Genomic DNA, 21,952 nt, shown 5'->3' with positions numbered 1-21,952 from the left:
TTTTTATGCATTGGTTCCTATAGCCATCATTCGAGCTATTCAGCGCCACCCCAGTTTTTCTAGGCGGCTCTATTCGATAACTCTAAGCACGTTGGCACTAATCGCAGTTGCAGGGGGAGTGGCTCTTTCGCTTGTTCCTCTTCCTGGCTCCTAGTCCTACTGTGTCATTAAATCCGCAGATGCGGAGGCATCCCGTCAAGTAGTGCCGCTGCGATGTCCATGGCGATTGTCCAGCGCAGCGTCGTGATCGAGTCGCTCGCGTGGCGCTGGGCGCGCGATTGCCTTGCCGCGCGGTCGGTAATTCTCGGGTAAGGGAGATTCCGCGCATTCCGAGGGTTTTTTTGATGCGCCCCGCGCAAGCGTTCAGCAACCAGGTACCCATAGGCAGCGATGCATAACCTCGCGTGATGATGGAAGCCCCGCCAGCCACGGCCTTGGTAGTGATCCAGGCCAAATTCCTGTTTCAGATCCTGATAATCGCGTTCAATCCGCCAGCGCGCCTTGACCGTCCTTACCAGATCCTTGCGCGGCGTGTTTGCCGGCAGGTTGGACAGAAAGTATCGGGTCGGCCTGTCTTGGCCTTTGGGCCATTCGATCAACAGCCATTCCTCCTGACGCAAGCGATCACCTTGTGCTGCACGTACGCGTACGGCGGCGAAACGTCCCGACAACGGTGCGTTGCCGCCTTCCCGCCACGCGACTGTCCTGAAGGCGCGGGAGGGTAACGACAGCGCCAGCGCTTGCACCGACTGTGGCTGATGGTCGGCTGTACGACGATGGCGAACCGGAGGTCGGCCTTGGCCTTTCCACGCCGCCGGCGATTCGGGCCTTTGTCCGGGCGGCCAGACTTTCACGCTCGACACGATTCCCACCGCATAGTTCAGTTCCAGGCAAGCCAGCGCGTCACGCCAGGCCGTATTGCTGCCATAGGCTGCATCGGCCAACACCGTGCCGCGCGCCACTCCCGTGGCATGGGCTGCTTTCATCTGCGCCAGTGCGATCTGCGGTTTGGTCGCGAACTCAATCTCGTGGGGAATTCCCGCTTTTCCCCGGCGTGCTGCATCGCTGGCCCAGTCTTCAGGCAGATACAGCCTGAAAGCGATCGGAATGCTCGCTGCCGGCGTCGCCAACGATACGCTCACGGCCACCTGGCAATTGTCCTGCTTGCCGATCTCGCCGCAGTACTATCAGGCCACACCGACCGAATACCTGCCCTTCTTGCGAAAACCCGTGTCGCCCACGATCCAGTACACCTCGTCTTTCAAATCCAGCAGCGACGAAACGTACTGACGAACCCGCTCCAACATGGCCGCATCGGACCACTCTGATTTGGCCACGAAGTGGTGCAAGGCTTGATGGCGAGCCCTGGTTCGAAGCGGATCCAGATGAGCAGCCAGGGGCTCAACACTCTTGCGCTCCAAAGGCAGCATCAACGCACTACAATCGCCTCGCAGGCCCGCAGTGCGGTCAGCATGACCGAGCGCGGCGGAGAGTTCGCGGCGGAGAGTTCATCGAGATAAGCGGAGAAACGCGCTTTGTTGCTGACTGCGGCCATCACGATCCCGCCGTGGGAGAGACTGCTTGCAGGATAACCTATTTATGACACAGTAGGATTGGGGATTGGGGATTGGGGATTGGGGATTGGGGATTGGGGATTGGGGATTGGGGATTGGGGATTGGGGATTGGGGATTGGGGATTGGGGATTGGGGATTGGGGATTGGGGATTGGGGATTGGGGATTCGCAACGGCAAGAGCGCCTTGCCTTTGCTTCAGCCAATCCCGAATCCAGACCTCACGGCCTATCCAATGGCGGCGGGCGGTCGGCACGCCGAATCCGCTCCCGGCGCAGCAAATACAGCCCGCTGGCGACGATGATGCCGGCGCCGGTCCAGGCCCAGTTGTCGGGCAGGGTCTGCCACAGCAGCCAGTCCCAGCCAATCACCCAGACCAGGCAGGTGTATTCCAGCGGCGCGATCATCGACGCCTCGCCGCGCAGGAACGCCTGGGTCAGCGCGATCTGCCCCGGCGCACCGGCCAAGCTCATGCCAGCGATCAACCCGGCGTGCCCGTCTCGCAACGGTACCCAACCGGGTGGGCATGGCGCATTATCGCTGCGCTTGCGCGCCGACCGCCAATGCTTGGTTCGACCGTGCTCACGGCGCGATGGCGTTGAGCACGATGGCCTAGAATGACGGTTGTTTTCAGACAGTAGGAGCGTTGCATGCCTTCCTTCGACGTGGTGTCCGAAGTCGACAAGCACGAATTGACCAATGCGGTGGATCAGGCCAACCGCGAGCTGGATACGCGCTTCGATTTCAAGGGCGTAGAGGCCAGGTTCGAGCTCGAAGACGGCAAGGTGATCAACCAGTCCGCACCCAGCGATTTCCAGGTCAAGCAGATGACCGACATCCTGCGCGCACGACTGCTGGCACGTGGTATCGACGTGCGTTGCCTGGAGTTCGGCGATATGGAAACCAATCTGGCCGGCGCGCGGCAGAAGGTCACCGTCAAGCAAGGCATCGAGCAGAAGCAGGCCAAGCAGCTGGTGGCCAAGTTGAAGGAAGCCAAGCTTAAGGTCGAAGCGCAGATCAATGGCGACAAACTGCGCGTGAGCGGCAAGAAGCGCGACGATCTGCAGGATGCGATGGCGCTGCTGAAGAAGGCCGACTTCGAGCTGCCGCTGCAGTTCGACAACTTCCGCGACTGAGTGCGGTTGCGTGAGTGCGGTGATTGGCGGTAGTGCGCGCGCGCTGGGTTGCGGTGCAGTGGCGCATGCACGTCGCTCGACGCACACGTAGCGGCCGCGACCACCTGGGTGACGATGTAAGCCGCGACCACTGGGCGCCACACTTGCGCGGCGCTTCACTGCGGTGGCCACGGCCGCTGGTTTAGAGCGTCTAACAAAACCCCTTGAATCTTGTCTCGCCGGTGGCAAAATTGCGGACATGACACGTCGCAAAGAGATCCCCATTGCGCTGTGGAAGCGCATCGAGCCGCTGATTCCCCAAGTGAAGCGTTCGCCCAAAGGTGGACGGCCGCGTATCAGTGATCAGCAAGCCCTCAACGGCATCGTCTATGTCCTGCGCACGGGCGTGCCATGGGAAGACCTGCCTATGGAGCTGGGCTATGGCAGCGGCATGACCTGCTGGCGCCGGTTGCGTGATTGGCAAGCCGCCGGTGTGTGGCATCGTCTGCATCAGGTGTTGCTGACCGAGCTGCGTCGCGCCCAGAGGCTGGATCTGAGCCGAGCCAGTCTGGACGCCGCCAGTGTGGCCTCCCCCCGGGGGGCGCCTACACCGGGCCAAACCCGACCGATCGCGGCAAACTCGGCAGCAAACGGCATCTGATCGTGGACCGCAACGGCGTGCCCTTGGCAGTGTGCGTCACCGGCGCCAATCGGCACGACTCGGTCGTGTTCGAGGAGTTGATCGACGCCTTGCCGCCAATTGGTGGCAAACCAGGGCGCCCGCGACGTTGGCCAGACAAATTGCACGCCGACAAGGCTTACGACATCGACCGCTGTCGCGCCTTCCTCAAGCAGCGCGGCATCATTGCGCGGATCGCACGCAAGGGGATCGCGCGCAACGACCGGTTGGGCCGTCATCGCTGGGTCGTCGAGCGCACGCATGCCTGGTTCGCAGGCCTGGGCAAACTGCGCATCCGCTTTGAACGCCGCATCGATCTCCACTTGGCGTTGCTCTCGCTTGCATGCTCCATCATCTGCTTACGGCTTCTTCCTGGGTTTTGTTAGCCGCTCTTACTGGTCAAGCATGACCGACGTGCGCGCCCTCTCGGCGACGCACACCCCGATGCGTGGTGCATCCAACCGCGCAGCGACCAGCATGATTTGGGCGGCCAAGCAGCTGCGTAACGACAGGTTCGTGCTGCTGTTCGAATCGCTGCTGGAATACAGCCTCTGCGTCGCGATGAACTTGCTGTTATCGGCATCCAGACCTATCTGGCTTTCATCCTGCTGATGTCGTTGAACGCGTTTCTGCCGTTCATCACCATCGCAGCAGTCGCCCGCGACGGGCAAAAAGCCACGTTCCCGGTGTTGCTAAGCACCTTCGTGCTGATGTTGCTAACTGCACCGGCGGGTTATCTGTCCAACCCGATCCATGCGCACGAGTTGTTAGGCATCTTCAAACAGCACGCCGACCATGCACGCTACTGCGCTCAAACCGGGCAACGCGGCGCGCAATCTGTGCCGGCGATGCTGCGCATGTTCGATGCACCTGGCACCGCGCCTGCACGCAAACTGGCGGTTGCCTTCGACATCGGTGCGCATGCGATCGGTTCGCCGCATAAGACGCTGCTGGCGGGCGAATTAGCGCAAACATCCATCGGCTTCTTGCGCGCAGGTGGGCGGCACGGTGGTTGCTGGCGCCACGCTCGCCGGTAACGTACAGGTCGGTAACAGGATGTGCCGATAGCGTGCCTGGGCCGAGCTACGTTGTTTGCGCTGGGCACGACCAGACGGTTGCGCTTGCTGCAAGACAGACAACCGCGCAGCACCCTCCCGGCTAAGCGGGCACCGATCGCATACACTGGCGTGCCATCACGCCGCCGCCACGATGACGTCCACGCCTGCCACGCCCGATCCGTTGACCGCCACCTGCAAGTGGATCGAGCGCGCGGTGATCGGTTTGAACCTGTGCCCGTTCGCGAAGGCGGTTTACGTCAAGGACCAGGTGCGGCTGGTGCTCAGCGATGCCAGCACGCCGGAGGCATTGCTGGAGCAATTGGCCGAAGAACTGGTGCTGCTGCGCGATACTCCGGCCGAGCAGATCGACACCACCTTGATCGTGCATCCGGACGTGCTCACCGATTTCCTGGACTACAACGACTTCCTAGACAACGCCGATGCGGCGGTGGAAGCACTGGATCTGCAAGGCGTATTGCAGGTAGCCAGTTTCCATCCGGATTATCAGTTTGCAGGCGCGGCTCTGGACGATGCGGCTAACTTCACCAATCGCTCACCCTTCCCTACCCTGCACTTGTTGCGCGAAGACAGCGTGGAGCGCGCGGTGGCAGCGTTTCCGGATCCGGATGTCATCGTCGAGCGTAATATCGAGACGCTGGAACGCCTGGGGCGCGATGGCTGGGACCGTGTGTTGAACGGGGGCGAACACTGAGCCACCGCAGGCACGTCTCGCGGATACACGCAACGTGTGGTAGCCGCAATCGGCGCGCTTGCTGACATTGGCTATCGCGGCCAGACGATGCAGCCAGTACAGCGCAATCGGCAGCGACCGATTGCCATCGCGCAGGTCGGCGGTCTACTTGCTGTTGTCGCAGTTGTCCGGCGTTGTGACCAGGCAGAACTTCATCGTCGATGGCGGGATGTCGCGCAAAATGCAATACGTCTGAAGCATTTTTTGTAGAAGCCCCGAGGTTGGGTCGACTTAAAACAACTGGGTGGGCGACTGGAATGAATCATCCGCATGTCGATGGCGCACCAATCTTTATATTAAGAGCGGCTAACAAAACGACTGCGCTCACCGCCAGGCGGGCGCGGCCGGTGCTCGGAATCGGCATGTACCACGCCTACACTTCGGTTCCTCCGCGCCGTGAGCACCCACCTGACGACTGCTCGCTACGTTTTGTTAGCCGCTCTTAATCAAAAATACATGCTCTACGGACCGATCTTCAGAAGATAGACAGCCCGAACAACACTTCCAGATCGCTCGCTTCCAACGCGCGCCAATGCCCCGATGGCAGCGCATCCAGCGATAGCCCTCCGATCCGGCTGCGGTGCAGCGCCGCCACATGATTGCCGGCGGCAGCGAACATACGCCGCACCTGATGGTAGCGGCCCTCGTGCAGGGTCAAGCGTGCCTGACGTGGGCCGAGCACTTCCAGTTCGGCCGGCAGCAGCGGTTTGGTTTCGCCTTCCAGCAACAGCGTGCCGCTGGAAAACAGCGCGGCTTCATCGCCACGCAAATCGTCGGCCAGCGTGATCTCATAGACCTTTTCAAGTGCGGATTTGGGCGAAATGATCCGGTGCAACAGCGCGCCGTCGTCGGTCATCAACAGCATGCCGCTGGTCTGGCGATCCAGCCGCCCCACCGGCGCCAGCACCGGCGCACGCGAACGGAAGCGCGTCGGCAGCAGTTCGTAGATCAGCCTGCCGGTGTCCTTGGTCGAGCAGGTGTAGCCACTGGGTTTGTGCAGCAGCAGGCTAAAACCCGGTGGCGGATCGAGTGGCTCGCCGTCGATGCGGATCGCGTCGTGCTCCATCTGGTCGTCGGCATACAACACCTCACCCTGCACATCGGTGACTGCGCCCTGGCGGAACAGCTGGGTGACCTGCTTACGGCTGCCATAGCCGAGATTGGCAATGTGCTTGACCAACTTCATGCGTGCGCTCCACGGCCGCGGATGGCAAAGATCAGCTTGAAACCGTCGCGCTCGGCGGCTACACGCACCTGGCCGAAACGTTCGTTGAGCACGTGTTCGTAAGGCAGATGCCGATTAGCAACCAACAACAACTGCCCTCCCGGACGCAACGCCTGCGCAGCCGCGGAAATGAAGCGTTGACCGATATCCGGGCGGTCCGCACGCGAGGGCGTGTGGAACGGCGGATTGCTGACGATGAAGTCGTACTGCGCCACCAGGCCGGCGGTGACGTCGCGCCAGTGGTATTGCAGCTGCGCCGGATGCGCGATGTCCTGCAGATTGCGCTGCGCAAGCGTCAACGCACGCGACTCGGCCTCATACAGATCCAGCGCAGTGATCTTGGGGCAGCGTGCCAGCACTTCGGCCGACAGATAGCCGAAGCCTGCGCCCAGATCGGCGCCATGCCCGGCCAGCGTGGCCGGCAGATGCTCGACGAGCAAGGCGGATGCAGGATCGATGCGGTCCCAGGCAAACACGCCGGGGCGGCTGATGAAGCGCCCATCCAGAATCTTGCGTGGCGCATCCAGCATCGCCCAGCGCGCCTGCAGCGCGACATCGGTGTCGGCAGGTAGCTGCGGACTCCAATAGGTGCGGCAGTGATGCTTGGTCAGGCTGCCGGCCAGGCCGGTGAGCTGGCGCAGATCGGCTTCGCCTGAGCGCGCGCCCTCGTTGTTGGACTGGCAGGCGACCACCCGGCCACCCGGCGCGGTCAGCGCCACTGCACGCGCAAGCAGCGCACGCGCTTCTTCGCGCTGACGCGGCGGCAACACCAGCACCAACGCGTAGCGCGTGCTGTCGGCCTCGATCTCGCTCTCTTCGCGCACGGTCCAACCGCTGCGCTCCAGCACCTCGGCGAATGGGCGAAAGCTCTGCTCACAGGTCAGCGTGTCGGCAGCTGCCCGCTCGCGCAGCGGGAAACCGTCGCGCGCGCGCAGGAACAGCACCGGCCGCTGGGGCCATGGCAGCACGCCTTCGGCGAAGGGCAAGAACAGTGCTTGAAGCGGGGCATCGTGCGGGCCAGCCATCGGATCGTCAGGTCGGGAACAGGCCGCCATTGTAAGGGACCGCTGCCGGTTGCCCGCCGCGCCGCCAAAGGAAAGGTAAGGGTTTGTCGACTGTAGGGATTCCAGCCGCATGCCTTCCAATGCCTATACGAACTATTGATGCGTATGCAACATCCGCCCACCTAGGCTGCAATTAGCCCCCACACCGGAGAGACGCGATGCGAGCCCTATTCGTAGGTGGAGTTGTCGATAACAGCGAAATGGATCTGGACGACACGCCGCCACCGATGCACTACCCCGAAAACACCGGCGCCGGCCGGCCCCGCTACCGCCTGCATCAGGTGGGCGAACGCGAAGACGGCAGCGTGGCCTACGCGGTCTACGGCGCACCGGAAATGGCCGACGACGATATCAGCCGCATTACCGAAGAGCGCGGATATGCACGCCGCTTCAGCGCATCGCCAGAGGCGCCGCGTTGATTCGCTTGCCTCAACAGACGCACATAAGCGACGTATGCGAAAAAACCGGGTATACGCCCGGTTTCTGGTTGTTCGCATGCGTGCCTTCAGCGAGTGACGCGTCTGCTACGCGATCCAGCCGATGAACGCTCGCAGCAGGCACGCATCGCAGTCCTGAGCTCTCATCGGCAACCTCGCTCAAACTCACTGGACACACTTGCCCAGTGCGTGTGCCAGCCGCGCTCAGCGCGTTTTAGGCGTCACGCGCCAGATCACATTGCCGACGTCATCGGCTACCAGAAGAGCGCCGCTGTTGTCAGGCCAGACGCCTACCGGACGCCCCTGGGCATTGCCTTCGGCATCCAGAAATCCATCAAGTACCGTGATCGGCGTACCGCTGGGCTTGCCATCGACGAACGGTACGAAGAGCACTTTGTAGCCGCTGGGCGGATCGCGATTCCATGAGCCGTGCTGGCCGATAAAGGCGCCCTGGCGGAAACGTTCCGGCAGCAAGCTGCCTCTGGCGAACGTCAAACCGAGCGAGGCGGTGTGGGGGCCCAGCGCGTAATCGGGCTTGATCGCCTTGGCCACCAGCTCGGCGTTTTGCGGCTCGACCCGCTCGTCCACGTGCTGGCCGTAATAGCTGTAAGGCCAGCCGTAAAAGCCGCCGTCGCGCACCGAGGTCAGGTAGTCCGGCACCAGGTCGCTGCCGATTTCATCGCGCTCGTTGACCACCACCCACAACGATTTACTCTGCGGCTCCCATGCAGTGCCAACCGGATTGCGCAAGCCGCTGGCGAATACGCGGCTGCTGCCGATGGCCGGGTCGATTTCCAGGATCGCCGCACGGTTGAGTTCGGCCTCCATGCCGTTCTCGGCCACGTTGCTGTTGGAGCCGACGCCCACGTACAGCTTGCTGCCGTCCGGGCTGGCCAGCAGCGACTTGGTCCAATGATGGTTGAGGCCACCGGGCAGATTGGCCACAAGCGTCGGCTTGGCGGTGATATGCGTATCGCCGGGCTTGTAGGGAAAGCTCACCAGCGCATCGGCATTGGCGACATAGAAACGATCACCGACCAGCGCCATGCCGAACGGTGAAAACAGGCCGCTGATGAATTGCGTGCGCACCTCGGCAGCGCCGTCGCCATCGACATCGCGCAACAAGGTGATGCGGTTGGCGCTGGGCACCACGGCGCCGGCCTTTTTCATCATCGCGCCCTGCACTTTCTTGCGCAGACCGCTGTCGCCTTCGGCACCTTCCGGCTTCGGCGGCTCGGCGGTCTCGGCCACCAATACATCGCCATTGGGCAGCACATACAGCCAGCGCGGGTGATCCAGGTCGAGGGCAAAAGCGTTGACCTGCAGATCATCGGCAGCGATGGGCTTGGCGTTTGCGGCCCAGCGCTTGACCGGCGCCACCTTGACAGTAGGGATCAGACGTTTGACCGGCTTGGGCAATTGCGGATTTGGCCCGGTGTCCTGTTCGATGGCCAGCGTGGCGGTATCGCCGCACGCGGCGAGAACGGCGACAGCCATCAACGACAGCGGCCAGCGAGCGAACTTCAACACCGGTGCATTCATTGCGAGGAATCCTGAACGGTTGCGACAGTCGGTCATCATGCCGACAGCACGACGGTGAGAAGTAAACACACCGTCAACACACCCGCCTCAAGGCATGACTTGCGGATCGGCTCCCAACAACAGCGGGTGCACCGCCACGATCCGATCCATCCAGATCCACTGCGGCTCCTGCGAGGCATCCAGTTGATCCAGACGCAGTTGCCCGTTCAAGCCTTCGTTGTCCTGATCGTCGAGATAGATCTGAATACTCGGACGCACTGCAACCGTGCCGCTGATCATGCTGCCGTCATCGAGTTCGATGCGCACGCGTTCCTGCCCATCGAGCAAGGATACCCAGTGCTCAAGCGTGGCGATCTGTACCTGTTCCGAATAAACATGCGGGGCGTATTTTGGCATCGTGACATCTCCACCACAGGAGCGTGCCACGCTAGGCCAGCGTGCGTGAAAGACGCAGCAAACTGCGTGTTTATGCAGTGCCTGCAATTGCGCGGCATTCGCGCCGCACGTGCATCACTCCACCGATTCGCGCGCTGCACGCACTGCGGTGACCAGCTGCGCCACGCTATACGGCTTGGCCAGATGCTCTTGAAAGCCAGAGTCCAGCGCCCGCTTGCGGTCATCGTCGCGGGCTAGCGCGGTCACTGCCACAGCCGGTAACGCAGTGGCATCCAGACCCATGTTTTCGCGCACGGTACGGATCAACCCATAGCCATCCATGCCCGGCATGCCGATATCGGTGAGGATCAGATCGAAGCGTGCGTAACCGCGATGATCGATCAACGCCAACGCATCGGTGGCACTGCCGGCAGTGATCACTTCGGCGCCCTGCTCTTCGAGCAGCCGGCGTAGATAATCGAGCATGTCCGGCTGATCTTCGACCGCCAGCAGACGCAGGCCGTTGAGCGCGCGCGCCTCGACGATCTGCTCGGACATCAGGCGCCGCCGCAGTTCGCGTCGCGGGCGTTTGGCCTGGTCGGGAATATGTTCGGGCAGGCGCACGGTGAATGTCGCGCCCTTGCCGCGGCCGCCACTGGTCGCACCGACCTGGCCACCGTGCATTTCCACCAGCTGCTGCACGATCGCAAGGCCCAGACCCAAGCCACCGTGCTGGCGCGTGGTGGTGCCATCGGCCTGGCGAAAACGGCCGAACAGATGCGGCAAAAATTCGGCCGCAATGCCGTCGCCGGAATCGCGCACGGCCACCAGCAGATGGCCGTCGTCGCGTTCGATGCTGACGTCGATACGGCCGTGCGCCGGGGTGAACTTGATCGCGTTGGAGAGCAGATTCCACAGCACCTGCTGCAGGCGCGTGGCATCGCCGAGCACCAGGCAGGGCGTGGACGGCACATGCAACTCCAGCACCTGATCCTTGCCTTCGGCCGCCAGTTCCTGGGTGGTCAAGGCTTCGCGCACCTGCTCGGCCAGATCCAGCGATTCGACTTCCAGCTGCACCTTGCCCAGCAACATGCTGCTGAGATCGAGCATGTCCGAAATCAGCCGCTTCTGCGCACGTGCGCTGCTGGCGATCACCGACAGGCCCTTGTAGTTGGGATGGCCCTCTTCGACCCGCTGCAGCAGCAATTCGCTCCAACCCAGGATCGTGGTCAGCGGCGTGCGCAATTCATGCGATAGCGTGGCCAGGAACTCGTCCTTCAGCCGCGCCATGCTCTCAGCTTCGCTGCGCGCGCTGCGCTCGGATTCAAGCAATTGCTCGCGCGCCAGTTCGATTTCGCGCTGCTCGGTCACATCCGGGCTGCTACCGGCCAGGCCGATAAACCGGCCATCGGCCGAATAGCGCGGCGTGGCGGTCATTTCGATCCAGCGCCACTGCCCATCGTGGCGACGTGCGCGCACCAGCGCACGCAGGCCGCGTTGTTCTTCCAGCGAAGCGGCGAGTTCGAACTGGAAAATCGGCAAGTCGTCAGGATGCAGCAACTCGCTCCACGCCGATACCGTGCCGCTGGAAATATCCAGACCAAAGAATTCACCATAGGCGCTGTTGACGAAACGCACCACGCCTTGCGCGTCCAGCACCCACACCGGCATCGGTAGGCCGTCGGCCAGCGCGCTGAAACGCGCTTCGCTCTCGGCCAGTTCGCGCTCGACGCGTTTGCGCTCGGTGATGTCCATGAACAGCACCGCGACCCGCGCTTGGTCCGGTTCTCCGACCCGGAACGCATCGACCGAATACCAGCGGCGCAGCGCCCTGGCCTGCATTTCGAAGTGGATGCGATTACCGGTGCGCGCGACATGGCCGTAGCGGTCGAACCACTCCTGTTCATGCTCGGCGAGCATGCCGCGGATGGACACATTCACCACGTTGGACAGACCGGTATAGCGCTCAAACGCGCCATTGGTCATGCGAATGACGTAATCGACCGCCTGGTCGCCCTCGAACACCATATCGATGACGCAGAAACCTGCGTCTACGTTATGGAAAATCTCGTGGTACATCCCCTGGTCCAGGAATGGCTGCGCGATAGCGGCAGGAAGGCCGGTGGCCGGGTCGGGACTGGGGGTCGAGGTGCTCAAATCGGGGGCCACGGGTAATGCCAGTGCGGATGACGAGCGGATAAAACCATGCTTGATGTCGTCAGCGGGTGCACAGGAGGCTGACCCGGCTCACGCTGCCACTGTCGCCGGCCGGGCGTTCGACCGGCCCGTTTTTCACCACCAGCTCGCAACGGCCAAGCCAATGCAGGCTGCCGATACCACGATTCCGGCGATCACGCCGCGGAACACCCACTCGCCTTCGCGGCGCAGTTGCTCGTCCATCCAGCGCTGTGCCTCCTGGTGCCAGGCGCTAGAACGTGCGTCGTCGGCGCACAGCAACAACAGGCGCACCTGCGGCAGCCCCAGCTCGACACATTCGCTGCGGCAGCGCTGACTGAAGCCGTCTTGGCCGCTGGCGATCTGCGCGCCCAGCAGCAGCTGCAATTCGAATTCATGCCTGGACATAACGCGGGCGCTCCTGATCAAGCTCGTGTTCCAGCGCCATCCGCGCCAGTTGTGAATAGTTGGCGCGCGGACCCTGTCCACGGCCGGTGAGCATTCCCTGATAGTCAAGGTCCTGCCAGACCCGACAAGTCCACTCGACGCAGTCCTCGGCAATCACCAGCATCAGCGAATAGCGGTAATCCAGGCCATTGGCAGCGGTGTAGACGTAAACCGGCGGGAACTGCACCGCGACATCGAGCTGACGCGCCAGTGCGGCCAAGTGCTCGCGCAGCGCATCACGCGCATCGGTGCCCGGCTTCAGACGTAGCGGGCGCGTGGCCAGATCCAGATCCACATCGCTTTGCAGGGCAACAAATGTTGCAGCGCCGGTGGCGGGGTTGTGACCGTGTTGTTTCGCCCAGTCGATAAACTGCAGGCGCACGTCCGAGGGCATGTGTGCCGGCGCCGGAGAAGCCGACTTTGTGCGGAAAGAGTGGGTGTCCATGCGAATGATCTTCTGGACTATGCCGTGAAGCCCGGGCGCAGGCGTGGTGAACCCGCCGTCACGGCCTGCCCGATGCGAATTAACCGCGCGGCAATACGCTTGCGAGCCCTGGCGCGCCACGCGTTGCGGGCGACCGGGCGCACCCCCGCACTGCTGGAACGCCCGGTACGCTGCCTACCTTCCGCTTGGAGGTTTTGCATGAAACGTTCCAGGTCGACGCATCGCAACGCGACGACAGCATGCAGTTTCTGCCCGATTTACCGCGTCGCCCTAGCCCGCCGCACCCTCATCCACATACACCCGCGGCACACGCTTGAGTCCACACAACAGTTGATACGCGCTGACGTTGCACTGCGCAGCCAACGGGCTCGCACGCGGCGCATCGCCCCATAACTGCACGCTGGCGCCGATCTGTGCCTGCGGATGATCGGTCAGGTCCACGGTCAGCATGTCCATCGACACGCGCCCAATCAACGGGCAGACCTGTCCATCCACCCACATCGGCGTGCCGTTGGGCGCGAACTGCGGATAACCGTCGGCATAACCCATCGCCACCACGCCGACACGGGTCGGCCGTTCGGCTACGAAACGGGCGCCGTAACCGACCGGCTCGCCGGCCGGCAGTTCGCGCACGGAGATGATGCGCGAGCGCAGCGTCATGACCGGGCGCAGTTGCGCGGTGGTGTCGGTTTCCCGCGCGAACGGGTTTGCGCCGTACAGCATCAGCCCCGGACGCGACCAATCGTTGCGCAAGGCTGGCCAGCCGAGCAGCCCGGGCGAATTGCGCAGACTGGTCTCCGCACGCATCCCGCCAGCGGTCAACGCGAAGGCGACGGCCTGTTCGTCGGTGCGGCTGCACTCCAGCTCATCGGCGCGCGCCAGGTGGGTCATCAGCACCATCGAAGCGATCTGTGGCAGCCCACGCAAACGCAACCACGCCGCACGGAAATCTTCCGGCGACAGGCCCAAACGGTGCATACCGCTGTCCAGCTTCAACCACACCCGCAATCGCCGCGGGCTCTGGAAATCGGCCAGCGCACGCACCTGCTGCGGTGTGGCCACCACCGTCCACAGATCGTGCTCGGCAATCAGGCGCAACTCGTCGTGCTCGAAGAAGCCTTCCAACAACAAGATCGGTGCGCGGATGCCGGCCTGACGCAGCTCCAGGGCTTCTTCGATACACGCCACCGCAAAGCCGTCGGCCTCGCCGTCCAGCGCCCGTGCGCAGCGCACCGCGCCGTGGCCATAAGCGTCGGCCTTGACCACCGCCAAGGCCTTACTGCCGCCCAGGTGCTTGGCCAGACGGTAGTTGTGACGCAATGCATTCAGATCGATCGACGCTTGCGCAGGGCGCACTACGCGGCCTCCTGCTGCGTGCGGGCGCTGCGGGGCGACAGGTAACGAAACACGTCCAGGCCCTCGCTATCGATATCGGGCGAGCGGCCCTGCATCACGTCGGCCAGATAGCGGCCCGAGCCGCAGGCCATGGTCCAGCCCAGGGTGCCGTGGCCGGTATTGAGGAACAGATTGGCGTACGGCGTGCCGCCGACCACCGGCGTGCCATCCGGCGTGGCCGGGCGCAGGCCGGTCCAGAACTCGGCCCGGGCCAGATCGCCACCGCCGGGAAACAGAGCGTTGACCACCATTTCCAGGGTGGCGCGACGACGCGGAGGCAACGACAGATCGAAGCCGGCCACCTCGGCCATGCCGCCGACGCGGATGCGTTCGTCGAAACGGGTGAGCGCGATCTTGTAGCTCTCGTCCAGCACCGTGGAGGTCGGCGCGCGTTGCGCATCGACGATCGGGATCGTCAGCGAATAGCCCTTGAGCGGGTAGACCGGCAGATGCAGGCCCAACGAGAGCAGCAGGTCGGCCGAATAGCTGCCCAGCGCCAGCACGTAACGGTCGGCGGTTTCGATGCGGCCATCGATCTGCACGCCGCTGACGCGGCGGCCATCGTGCTCAAGTCGCTCGATCTGCTGCCCATAGCGGAATTCCACACCGGCCTGCGCGGCCAGCTCGGCCAGGCGTTGGGTGAACAGCAGGCAGTCGCCGGTCTGGTCTTCGGGCAGGCGCAAGGCGCCGGCCATCTGCGCACCACCGCCAGCCAGGCCGGGTTCGAACTGCGCGATCTGCGCCGGGTTCAGCAATTGGTACGGCACGCCATACTGCGTCAATACTTCGATGTCCTGCGCAGCAGCATCCAGTTGCTGCTGGGTGCGGAACAACTGGGTGGTGCCAAGCTGGCGGCCTTCGAACTCGATACCGGTGCTGGCACGCAACTCGTTCAAACAATCGCGGCTGTAGTCGGACATACGCACCATGCGCGCCTTGTTCACCGCATACCGCTCGACAGTGCAGTTACGCAGCATCTGGCTCAGCCACGCCAGCTGGCGCAGGTCGCGGGTGGGCCGGATCGACAGCGGCGCATGCTGTTCGAACAACCACTTCATCGCCTTGCCGGGCACGCCGGGCGCAGCCCAGGGCGAGGTGTAACCGAACGACAGCTGCCCAGCATTGGCGTAGCTGGTTTCCAGCGCCGCCGCTGGCTGACGGTCGACCACGGTGACCTCCCAGCCGGCTTGCGCCAGATACCACGCGGTCGTCGTGCCGATGACGCCGCTACCGAGAATGAGCACACGCATGTCGTTTTCCTGGAAAGGGTATTCCCCCACAACCAAGCGCTGGGGAGACGGTCGGGCGCAGTATATTGCGAGCCGGGCAGTGCCATTTCGAAATCGGCACACCTTTGCAGTGGAACTTCCTGTCACACCTTGTGGAGACAGACCCCATGGCTGCCCGCCTGCATGAACCGGACAAGATCGACCGCAAGATCCTGCGCATCCTGCAGCAGGAGCGGATTTGCTTTACCGAATTGGGCGAACGCGTCGGCCTGTCGACCGCACCATGCACCGAGCGGGTGCGCCGGCTGGAGCGCAACGGCGCCATCGCCGGTTACTACATGCCACTGGACCCGCACTGTCTCAAAGCCAGCCTGCTGGTGTTGATTGAAATCAGTCCGGCCTACAAATCCGGCGACATCTTCGAAGAATTCCGTCGCACCGCGCTCAAGCTCCCCGACGTGCTGGAATGCCACCTGGTTTCCAGCGATTTCGATTACCCGCTCAAGACGCGCATCAGCGAGATGGCGTCGTATCGCAAGCTGCTCGGCAGCACCTTGCCGACCATGCCGCATGTACGCGAGTCCAGGCCGGCTGCGCGTCGCCAGCGATCCGCAGCGGTCGCCAGCCTTCCTGCCGCATTCGTCAAATAACGTTCAGCGCACCACGCGCATGCCATCACCGGCCGGGACTGCGTCGTAGTAACGCCCGGTTTTGGTGTCCAGCACCCGGTTGGCACCGGCCGGCTGCATGCCTTGCAGCAAGCGACCGTTGCGGTCGTAGACCATCGGTGCGGTGGCCGGCGCGACCTGGCTGCCCACGGGCGCAACGGGGGTCTGTGCCGGGCCGCGGGTCGGGATGGTCGGGGCAGACTGGCGCTGACCGAGCTGCGACGGCACCGGCGTGCTGGCCGCGGCCGGCTGGACGGCACGCGGCGCCGTGACGATGGGCTGCACCGGAGTCGGCGTGGTAATGGGCTGCAGGGTATTGGACGAACGCGTACTGGTTGCCGATTGCGCCACCGCCGTACCGGCAATGGCCAGCAGGCCGCACAGCAGCAAACCGCGTATTGAAGAATGGGTCGCCATGACATGCACCTTGAGTGATCGAGAAGTCCTACTTCGATGGGGGCGCCAGCGTGCGGCAGCAATGCAGACAGTCGGCTACCGGATGAACGCTTTCGTTAGGTCATTGCAACGCGAAGACGCAATTCCGTTGCCCATGCCGGCTCCTCCCTTATCAGGCAATTGCTCAGCCCAACCCCTTCTGCGGGAGAGGGGCTTGCGGCGCGGCCAGGTTGAACAATGCGCCCACCGCCCACATCCACTGGGGCAGGCGTCGGCACCCCGCGGGCGAGCGTATGCGAGAGCCTTATGAGCCAGTTCGATCTGACCCCTCCTTCCCCCGCCCAACGCGACGCGCTGACCGCCGGGCTCAGCGGCGAGGAACAGCGCGTGTTGCTGCAACATGGCACCGAGGCGCCGTTCTGTGGGGTGTTCCTGGACAACAAGCTGGACGGTGTCTACACCTGCCGCCTGTGCGGGCTACCGCTGTTCCGCTCCAGCGCCAAGTTCGAATCCGGTACCGGCTGGCCGAGTTTCTTTGCGCCCTATGATCCGACCCATGTGCGCGAGATCCGCGATATCGGCTACGGCATGATCCGCACCGAAATCGTCTGCGCGCGCTGCGACAGCCACCTGGGCCATGTGTTTCCGGATGGCCCGCCGCCGACCGGCGAGCGCCACTGCCTCAATTCGGTGTCGCTGGGCTTTACCGAAAACGGCCAAACGCTGCCCAACCCATTGCAGCGCGGTGGTGCCGAAGCGCAGCCGGCCTGATGGCTGCGGCAAGACGTCGTGGCAACTACCAAAGACGACGCCACTGCAAGCATCTGCGTACTGGCCCAACGCTACGACAAGGCATCACCGCAGCCTACCCAAGGCTCCCACTGTCATCGGCCGGCGGCCAAGCCGGTCCTTTGCGTGCATAAGGCCGCAGCGACAATCGGCTGATCGTTCAGTCACAGCGCACATCTTCACACCGCGCGCTTCAAGAATCCGCCGCGCAAGCCGAAACAACAGCAACCTCTGTTTGCTTCTGGCTGCGCCATGCTCATCATTATCGGCTTCATCGTCGTCATCGTCAGTGTCCTGGGCGGCTATGTGCTGTCGCATGGAAAACTGGGTGCGTTGTGGCAGCCGTACGAGCTGTTGATCATCGGTGGTGCGGCGCTGGGCGCCTTCCTGGTCAGCACACCGGCCAAGATCGTCAAGGAAACCTTCAGCAGCATCCTGGGCGTATTCAAGGGCCCGCAGTACAAGTCCGATGACTACAGGGACACGCTGAGCCTGGTCTACGAATTGTTGAACAAGGCCCGCCGCGACGGCTTCATGGCCTTGGAAGATCACGTCGAAAAGCCGCAGGACAGCACCATCTTCGGCAACTACCCAAAGGTGCTTGCCGACCATCACCTGCTGGACTTCATCACCGATTGCCTGCGCCTGATGACCGGCAGCAACATCGAGCCGCACGAGCTGGAGCCGCTGCTCGAACTGGAACTGGAAAAACATCACCACGAGGCGATGGCGCCATCGCATGCCTTGAGCAAGGTTTCCGACGGCCTTCCCGGCTTCGGCATCGTAGCGGCGGTGCTCGGCATCGTGATCACGATGGGTTCGATCGGCGGGCCGATCGAAGAGATCGGTCATCATGTCGGCGCCGCGCTGGTCGGCACCTTCCTCGGCATCCTGCTGGCCTATGGCTTTGTGGCACCGCTCGCGGCGGCGATGGAGGCGCGTGCAGACCAGGATGGACGCATGTACGAAGCGGTCAAGACCGCGCTGCTGGCGTGCCTGCGTGGCTACAACCCGAAGATTGCGCTGGAATTCGCACGCAAGACGCTGCCCTCCAGCGTGCGTCCGAGCTTCGGCAATTTCGAAACGCACCTGAAGACGATCAAGTAGGGCCGCGGTCATGGCCCAGGGCAAATCCACCGTCGTCATCCGGCGGATCAAAAAGGTACAGGGTGGCGGCCATCACGGCGGCGCGTGGAAAGTGGCGTTTGCCGACTTCGTGACCGCGATGATGGCGTTCTTTCTGGTGCTGTGGCTGATGGCCGCCACCACCAAGGAGCAGCGCGCCGCGATCTCGGAATACTTTCGCAATCCCAGCCCGTTGTCGGGCAAATCGCCGGCGCCTTCGCCGGGCATGAACGGCCCAGGCGGCGCCAGCACCTCGATGATCAAGCTCGGCGGCACCGCCGACATGGCCAAGGGGCAAAAGGACGAAATGGGCCGCAAGCGCGACGACGCCGCAGACAGCAACGAAGACAGCCGCGCCAAGGACAAGCAGCGCCTGGAAGCGCTGATGCAGGACCTGAAGGAAGCCATCGACAAGAGCCAGGCGCTGGAGCCGTTCAAGGACCAGTTATTGCTCGACCTAACCCCCGACGGCCTGCGCATCCAGATCGTGGACAAGCAGAATCGCCCGATGTTCGATATCGGCCGCGATCAGCTCAAGCCGTACACCGTGGACATCCTGCGTGAACTGTCCAGCTTCATCAATCAGGTGCCCAACCACATCAGCATCACCGGTCACACCGACACCACCGCCTACAGCAGCGATACCGGTTACACCAACTGGGAACTCAGCGCCGACCGTGCCAATGCCGCGCGCCGCACGCTGGTGAGCAGCGGCATGGCCGATGCAAAGGTCGCCCGCGTGGTGGGGTTGTCGTCGTCGGTCCTGTTCGACAAGACCAATCCGCAGAATCCGATCAACCGCCGCATCAGTATCGTGGTGATGACTCAGGACGCCGAGCAGACCGCGCTGGCCGGCGCCGGTCAGGGCGTGACGCTGGGCAAGTCAACCCAGGACGCCGACACCCATGTGCCGGACCTGAGCGCTGCGGCCGCCACCGGCGCCGCAGCGGTGGGAGCGGTGGGAGCGCCGGTTACGACGCCTGCTTCGGCCGGGGCAGCGGCAGCGGGCACTGTCAGCGACGCGGCGCCGGCCGCACCGCGCGTCTCCACACGCACCCAGTTGGCCTCGGCCACTGCGCTGGCCAAGGCTGCCGAAGCCGCCGCCGCTACCGCTGCTACGCCGCGTACGTCGGTCAGCGAGGCGCCCGAGCAGCGCTAAGCGTGGCCAACGTTGCCTGGCGCACAGTCGTCAGCTGGCTGCGTGCGGCGCGCCGTCTCAGGCGCCCATTTTCGACCACCATCGGCGCCGCCTGACGGTAAGCGCAAGAATTCCAGGACGCTCCAGGTAGTCTGGCGTGCCAGCTTCCCAGACCTGCAGGATGCTGGAAGAACCGATCAGCGAGGTCGCCGTCGCCGAGCCTGGAAGCGTCGCGTGAGCTGCGCCACGCACAAGCGCCTAGAATGGCTGGCCATTCCCAGCGTCGAGAACACCGTGTCCCGCAATTCCAAGGCCAAGCGCGACAAGCGCAAGAAGTCCCAACCCCAGCGCCCCATCGTCCGTCTGGGTCAAGCGCCCCAGGTCGTCAACCATGCCGTATTGCGGGACGCCGAAGGCCGCGTGGTGGCCGCGATCGGTCTGCAAGGTGGCAGCGAGTGGATGCTGTCGATCGGCGGCCAGACCATGGGCAGCGCCGACAATCCGGTGCCGATGCTGGCCATGCTCAAGCATCTGGCCAATCTGCAGGAGAAGGAAGGCAAGACCATCTCGCTGGAATACTCGACCCAGCTGCAGCAGATGATCGACGACCTGGCTGCCGAAGACGGCAAGACCGCCGAGGAATATCTGACCACGCTGGTGTCCGAATTCGAGAACGTTCAAGCCGGTGAAGACGACGAGGCTGACGAACACGAGACTGACGAAGACGGAGCTGGCGAGGAAGCGGCTGGCGACGAGGCCGGCGCCGACGTAGCAACCGATGCCAAAACAGCTGCCGAGACTGGCGAGGCGGCACAAGACGCCGCTGCCGCCTCCCACGACACGCAGGACGCAGCAGACAACGCGGATGCGGCCGACGGCAGCAAGAAAAAGCAGGACACACAGGCCTAAGACCTGCTTGTGGCCGTCTACGTCGACGATGCGGTGCATCTGTGGCGCGATCAGCGCTGGGCGCACCTGCTAGGCGATACGCTGGACGAGCTGCATGCGATGGCGGCGCGGCTGGGCATTCCCCGCCGCGCCTTTCAAAACAAACTCAGCGGCGCGCACTACGACGTGCCCGCCCCGAGACGCGCCGAGGCGATCGCCCTCGGTGCCATCCCGATCTCGCGTCACACCGACCGCATCTTGCTCAAGGCATTGATTGCCAATGCACGTGCGCAGGCGCGGGGCGAGGGGTGCTGTGATTAGGGATTGGGAATGACAAGAGCCCCAGCGTTTGGCAGCGCACACCCGCTCTTGCCAATTGCCAATCCATACTCCCGATTCCCCAATCGCCAGACTCTCAGAACGCCTCGTTTCCCAACCGCACTTCCACGCCCAGCAGCGAGGTCAGTGCCAGCATCGCTTCATCGTCGCGGCTGAGCGCGATCCAGCCGGAATACGCGTCGCCGCCGGTGTTCCAGTTCCACAGCGAATAGCCGTGCTCGCGCAGGCGATCGAATGCCACCGCCATCAGGTCGGGCACACTGAGACCGCGGGAAAATTCTTCGTCGTCCAGATCCCCGCCCCAGTCGATGCGCAGGTTCCAGCGCGCACTGAGTTCGTCGATGGCAGCAATGAACGCGTCGGTGTCCTTCCCGTCCACGTAGAAACCCGAGCGCCAGTCGATCGCATCCTTCAATGCCCACAACCAGGCATCGTCGCCTTCATCGTCGCCTTCATCGGCCTGCGCCTGGCGCCAGGCATCGAACTGGGCAAGTGCAGTGTCTTCGTCGCCGGGATTGATCAGCACCAGCAGATTCCACACCCGCGCCGGATGGTCGTCGACATCGTCTTCCTCGCTCTCGGGCTGCAGGCCTTCGTCGTCTTCGTAGTCGGCACTGTTATCGGGCATCGCGGGTCTCACTTCAAGATTGCAAGGCGCAAGTGTGAGGCTTGGCGTCGCGCAAGCAAACCGATCGACGCGTGGCTGCGTCGCCGGGGCTGGTCTTCACGGCGCAGGTCCGTATCCTGTGCGGTCCAAGACGGCCATCCCGGTCGCCATGACGTCTTCCCCATGAGCGATACCCCTCCCGATCATCTGGCCATCGACGCGCGCAGCCCGTTCCACAACGCCGATGCCCTCAGCCGCGGCGTCGGCGTGCGCTTCAACGGTGTCGAACGCGACAATGTGGAGGAGTATTCGGTCAGCGAGGGCTGGATCAAGGTGCAGGTCGGCAAGGCGCGCGACCGTCGCGGCAATCCGATGACGGTGAAGATAAAGGGTGAAGTGGCAGCGTATTATCTCGATACCAAGAACGAGGACACGCCTGCTGCCGAATAGAAAAGCAGCCCGCACGCTGGAGCGCGCAGTCGTCGGGTCTGTC

General features: G+C 63.4%; 22 protein-coding genes, 1 other RNA gene and 5 pseudogenes. 15 read left to right on the top strand and 13 right to left on the bottom strand.

Going from position 1 to position 21,952, the window contains the following annotated elements; all coding sequences use genetic code 11:
- Positions 1–195: 195 nt before the first annotated feature.
- Both J5I97_RS02410 and J5I97_RS02405 read right to left on the bottom strand, forming a co-directional pair.
- Positions 196–1,493: pseudogene (locus J5I97_RS02410) on the bottom strand (IS701 family transposase); the annotation flags it as partial.
- A 300-nt stretch (positions 1,494–1,793) separates the two neighbouring features.
- Positions 1,794–2,093 (bottom strand): annotated as a pseudogene (locus J5I97_RS02405) (EamA/RhaT family transporter); the annotation flags it as partial.
- Positions 2,094–2,222: 129 nt separating this feature from the next.
- On the opposite strand from J5I97_RS02405, the gene J5I97_RS02400 reads away from it, so the two are divergent.
- The 7 genes and pseudogenes from J5I97_RS02400 (at position 2,223) to J5I97_RS02370 (ending at position 5,613) form a co-directional block, all read left to right on the top strand.
- Positions 2,223–2,708 carry a YajQ family cyclic di-GMP-binding protein gene (locus J5I97_RS02400; RefSeq protein WP_208588785.1) on the top strand — a complete coding sequence of 162 codons (486 nt, stop codon included), beginning with the start codon at positions 2,223–2,225 and terminating at the stop codon, positions 2,706–2,708.
- A 238-nt stretch (positions 2,709–2,946) separates the two neighbouring features.
- A protein-coding gene (locus tag J5I97_RS02395; RefSeq protein WP_208587302.1) for an IS5 family transposase occupies positions 2,947–3,752 on the top strand; the annotation gives its coding sequence in 2 pieces (ribosomal slippage) (positions 2,947–3,277 and positions 3,277–3,752; 807 coding nt in all).
- Positions 3,753–3,810: 58 nt separating this feature from the next.
- Positions 3,811–4,121, top strand: a pseudogene (locus tag J5I97_RS02390) (hybrid sensor histidine kinase/response regulator); the annotation flags it as partial.
- A gap of 72 nt (positions 4,122–4,193) precedes the next feature.
- Positions 4,194–4,403, top strand: a pseudogene (locus tag J5I97_RS02385) (hypothetical protein); the annotation flags it as partial.
- Positions 4,404–4,575: 172 nt separating this feature from the next.
- Entirely contained in the window at positions 4,576–5,136 is a 561-nt protein-coding gene (locus tag J5I97_RS02380) for a DUF1415 domain-containing protein (RefSeq protein ID WP_208588784.1), read from the top strand.
- Positions 5,137–5,275: 139 nt separating this feature from the next.
- Positions 5,276–5,371, top strand: a pseudogene (locus J5I97_RS02375) (oxidoreductase); the annotation flags it as partial.
- A gap of 166 nt (positions 5,372–5,537) precedes the next feature.
- Positions 5,538–5,613, top strand: a non-coding RNA gene (locus J5I97_RS02370) — sX9 sRNA.
- Positions 5,614–5,650: 37 nt separating this feature from the next.
- Here the strand turns inward: J5I97_RS02370 and J5I97_RS02365 are convergent.
- Both J5I97_RS02365 and J5I97_RS02360 read right to left on the bottom strand, forming a co-directional pair.
- Positions 5,651–6,361 carry a pseudouridine synthase gene (locus J5I97_RS02365; protein ID WP_208588782.1) on the bottom strand — a complete coding sequence of 237 codons (711 nt, stop codon included), beginning with the start codon at positions 6,359–6,361 and terminating at the stop codon, positions 5,651–5,653.
- Entirely contained in the window at positions 6,358–7,425 is a 1,068-nt protein-coding gene (locus J5I97_RS02360) for a class I SAM-dependent methyltransferase (protein ID WP_208588780.1), read from the bottom strand. Before J5I97_RS02360 ends, J5I97_RS02365 begins: the two co-directional genes overlap by 4 nt.
- Before the next feature lie 197 nt (positions 7,426–7,622).
- Between J5I97_RS02360 and J5I97_RS02355 the strand changes: the two genes are divergently transcribed.
- On the top strand, positions 7,623–7,883 hold the full coding sequence (locus J5I97_RS02355; protein WP_330873153.1) for a hypothetical protein: 261 nt from the start codon (positions 7,623–7,625) through the stop codon (positions 7,881–7,883).
- 222 nt (positions 7,884–8,105) lie between these two features.
- Here J5I97_RS02355 and J5I97_RS02350 read toward each other — a convergent pair whose 3' ends face one another.
- The 7 genes from J5I97_RS02350 to J5I97_RS02320 all read right to left on the bottom strand — a co-directional run bounded on the left by J5I97_RS02350 (position 8,106) and on the right by J5I97_RS02320 (position 15,530).
- Positions 8,106–9,443 carry a PQQ-dependent sugar dehydrogenase gene (locus J5I97_RS02350; protein ID WP_208588772.1) on the bottom strand — a complete coding sequence of 446 codons (1,338 nt, stop codon included), beginning with the start codon at positions 9,441–9,443 and terminating at the stop codon, positions 8,106–8,108.
- 87 nt (positions 9,444–9,530) lie between these two features.
- Complete coding sequence (locus J5I97_RS02345) at positions 9,531–9,839, bottom strand: DUF3247 family protein (RefSeq protein ID WP_208588770.1); 309 nt, start codon at positions 9,837–9,839, stop codon at positions 9,531–9,533.
- A 114-nt stretch (positions 9,840–9,953) separates the two neighbouring features.
- Complete coding sequence (locus J5I97_RS02340) at positions 9,954–11,987, bottom strand: hybrid sensor histidine kinase/response regulator (protein ID WP_167699508.1); 2,034 nt, start codon at positions 11,985–11,987, stop codon at positions 9,954–9,956.
- A gap of 123 nt (positions 11,988–12,110) precedes the next feature.
- Entirely contained in the window at positions 12,111–12,401 is a 291-nt protein-coding gene (locus J5I97_RS02335; protein WP_208588768.1) for a hypothetical protein, read from the bottom strand.
- Entirely contained in the window at positions 12,388–12,834 is a 447-nt protein-coding gene (locus J5I97_RS02330) for a hypothetical protein (protein WP_208591519.1), read from the bottom strand. Before J5I97_RS02330 ends, J5I97_RS02335 begins: the two co-directional genes overlap by 14 nt.
- 321 nt (positions 12,835–13,155) lie before the next feature.
- A complete protein-coding gene (alr, locus tag J5I97_RS02325; RefSeq protein WP_208588766.1) occupies positions 13,156–14,241 on the bottom strand; it encodes an alanine racemase in 1,086 nt (361 codons plus the stop codon).
- Positions 14,241–15,530: a D-amino acid dehydrogenase gene (locus tag J5I97_RS02320; RefSeq protein ID WP_208588764.1), complete on the bottom strand. Its 1,290-nt coding sequence runs from the start codon at positions 15,528–15,530 to the stop codon at positions 14,241–14,243. Before J5I97_RS02320 ends, alr begins: the two co-directional genes overlap by 1 nt.
- 146 nt (positions 15,531–15,676) lie before the next feature.
- Between J5I97_RS02320 and J5I97_RS02315 the strand changes: the two genes are divergently transcribed.
- Positions 15,677–16,159, top strand: coding sequence for a winged helix-turn-helix transcriptional regulator (locus tag J5I97_RS02315; RefSeq protein WP_208588763.1), 483 nt, complete (start codon positions 15,677–15,679; stop codon positions 16,157–16,159).
- 3 nt (positions 16,160–16,162) lie between these two features.
- Here J5I97_RS02315 and J5I97_RS02310 read toward each other — a convergent pair whose 3' ends face one another.
- On the bottom strand, positions 16,163–16,594 hold the full coding sequence (locus J5I97_RS02310; RefSeq protein ID WP_208588762.1) for a hypothetical protein: 432 nt from the start codon (positions 16,592–16,594) through the stop codon (positions 16,163–16,165).
- Between the two features lie 285 nt (positions 16,595–16,879).
- Here J5I97_RS02310 and msrB point away from each other — a divergent pair, with 285 nt between their 5' ends.
- The 5 genes from msrB to J5I97_RS02285 all read left to right on the top strand — a co-directional run bounded on the left by msrB (position 16,880) and on the right by J5I97_RS02285 (position 20,834).
- A complete protein-coding gene (gene msrB / locus J5I97_RS02305; RefSeq protein ID WP_208588761.1) occupies positions 16,880–17,344 on the top strand; it encodes a peptide-methionine (R)-S-oxide reductase MsrB in 465 nt (154 codons plus the stop codon).
- Between the two features lie 270 nt (positions 17,345–17,614).
- The gene (motA, locus tag J5I97_RS02300) at positions 17,615–18,469 is read left to right on the top strand and encodes a flagellar motor stator protein MotA (RefSeq protein ID WP_208588760.1); all 855 of its coding nucleotides are present in this window, start codon (positions 17,615–17,617) and stop codon (positions 18,467–18,469) included.
- Between the two features lie 10 nt (positions 18,470–18,479).
- Positions 18,480–19,646: a flagellar motor protein MotB gene (motB, locus tag J5I97_RS02295; RefSeq protein ID WP_208588753.1), complete on the top strand. Its 1,167-nt coding sequence runs from the start codon at positions 18,480–18,482 to the stop codon at positions 19,644–19,646.
- Between the two features lie 273 nt (positions 19,647–19,919).
- Positions 19,920–20,534: a hypothetical protein gene (locus J5I97_RS02290; RefSeq protein ID WP_208588751.1), complete on the top strand. Its 615-nt coding sequence runs from the start codon at positions 19,920–19,922 to the stop codon at positions 20,532–20,534.
- 9 nt (positions 20,535–20,543) lie between these two features.
- Positions 20,544–20,834, top strand: a complete 291-nt coding sequence (locus J5I97_RS02285; RefSeq protein WP_208588750.1) for a DUF4031 domain-containing protein — start codon at positions 20,544–20,546, stop codon at positions 20,832–20,834.
- 94 nt (positions 20,835–20,928) lie between these two features.
- Here the strand turns inward: J5I97_RS02285 and J5I97_RS02280 are convergent, their stop codons facing one another.
- A complete protein-coding gene (locus J5I97_RS02280) occupies positions 20,929–21,480 on the bottom strand; it encodes a DUF6630 family protein (protein ID WP_208588749.1) in 552 nt (183 codons plus the stop codon).
- A 162-nt stretch (positions 21,481–21,642) separates the two neighbouring features.
- Between J5I97_RS02280 and J5I97_RS02275 the strand changes: the two genes are divergently transcribed.
- Positions 21,643–21,909 (top strand): DUF3297 family protein, encoded by a 267-nt coding sequence (locus tag J5I97_RS02275; protein ID WP_208588748.1) that lies wholly within the window; start codon positions 21,643–21,645, stop codon positions 21,907–21,909.
- Positions 21,910–21,952 lie beyond the last annotated feature (43 nt).

Source organism: Xanthomonas fragariae (assembly GCF_017603965.1).
GTDB classification, from domain to species: domain Bacteria; phylum Pseudomonadota; class Gammaproteobacteria; order Xanthomonadales; family Xanthomonadaceae; genus Xanthomonas; species Xanthomonas fragariae_A.
Note: the sequence above shows the minus strand (reverse complement) of the source record. Positions and strands in the feature narration are given on the sequence as shown.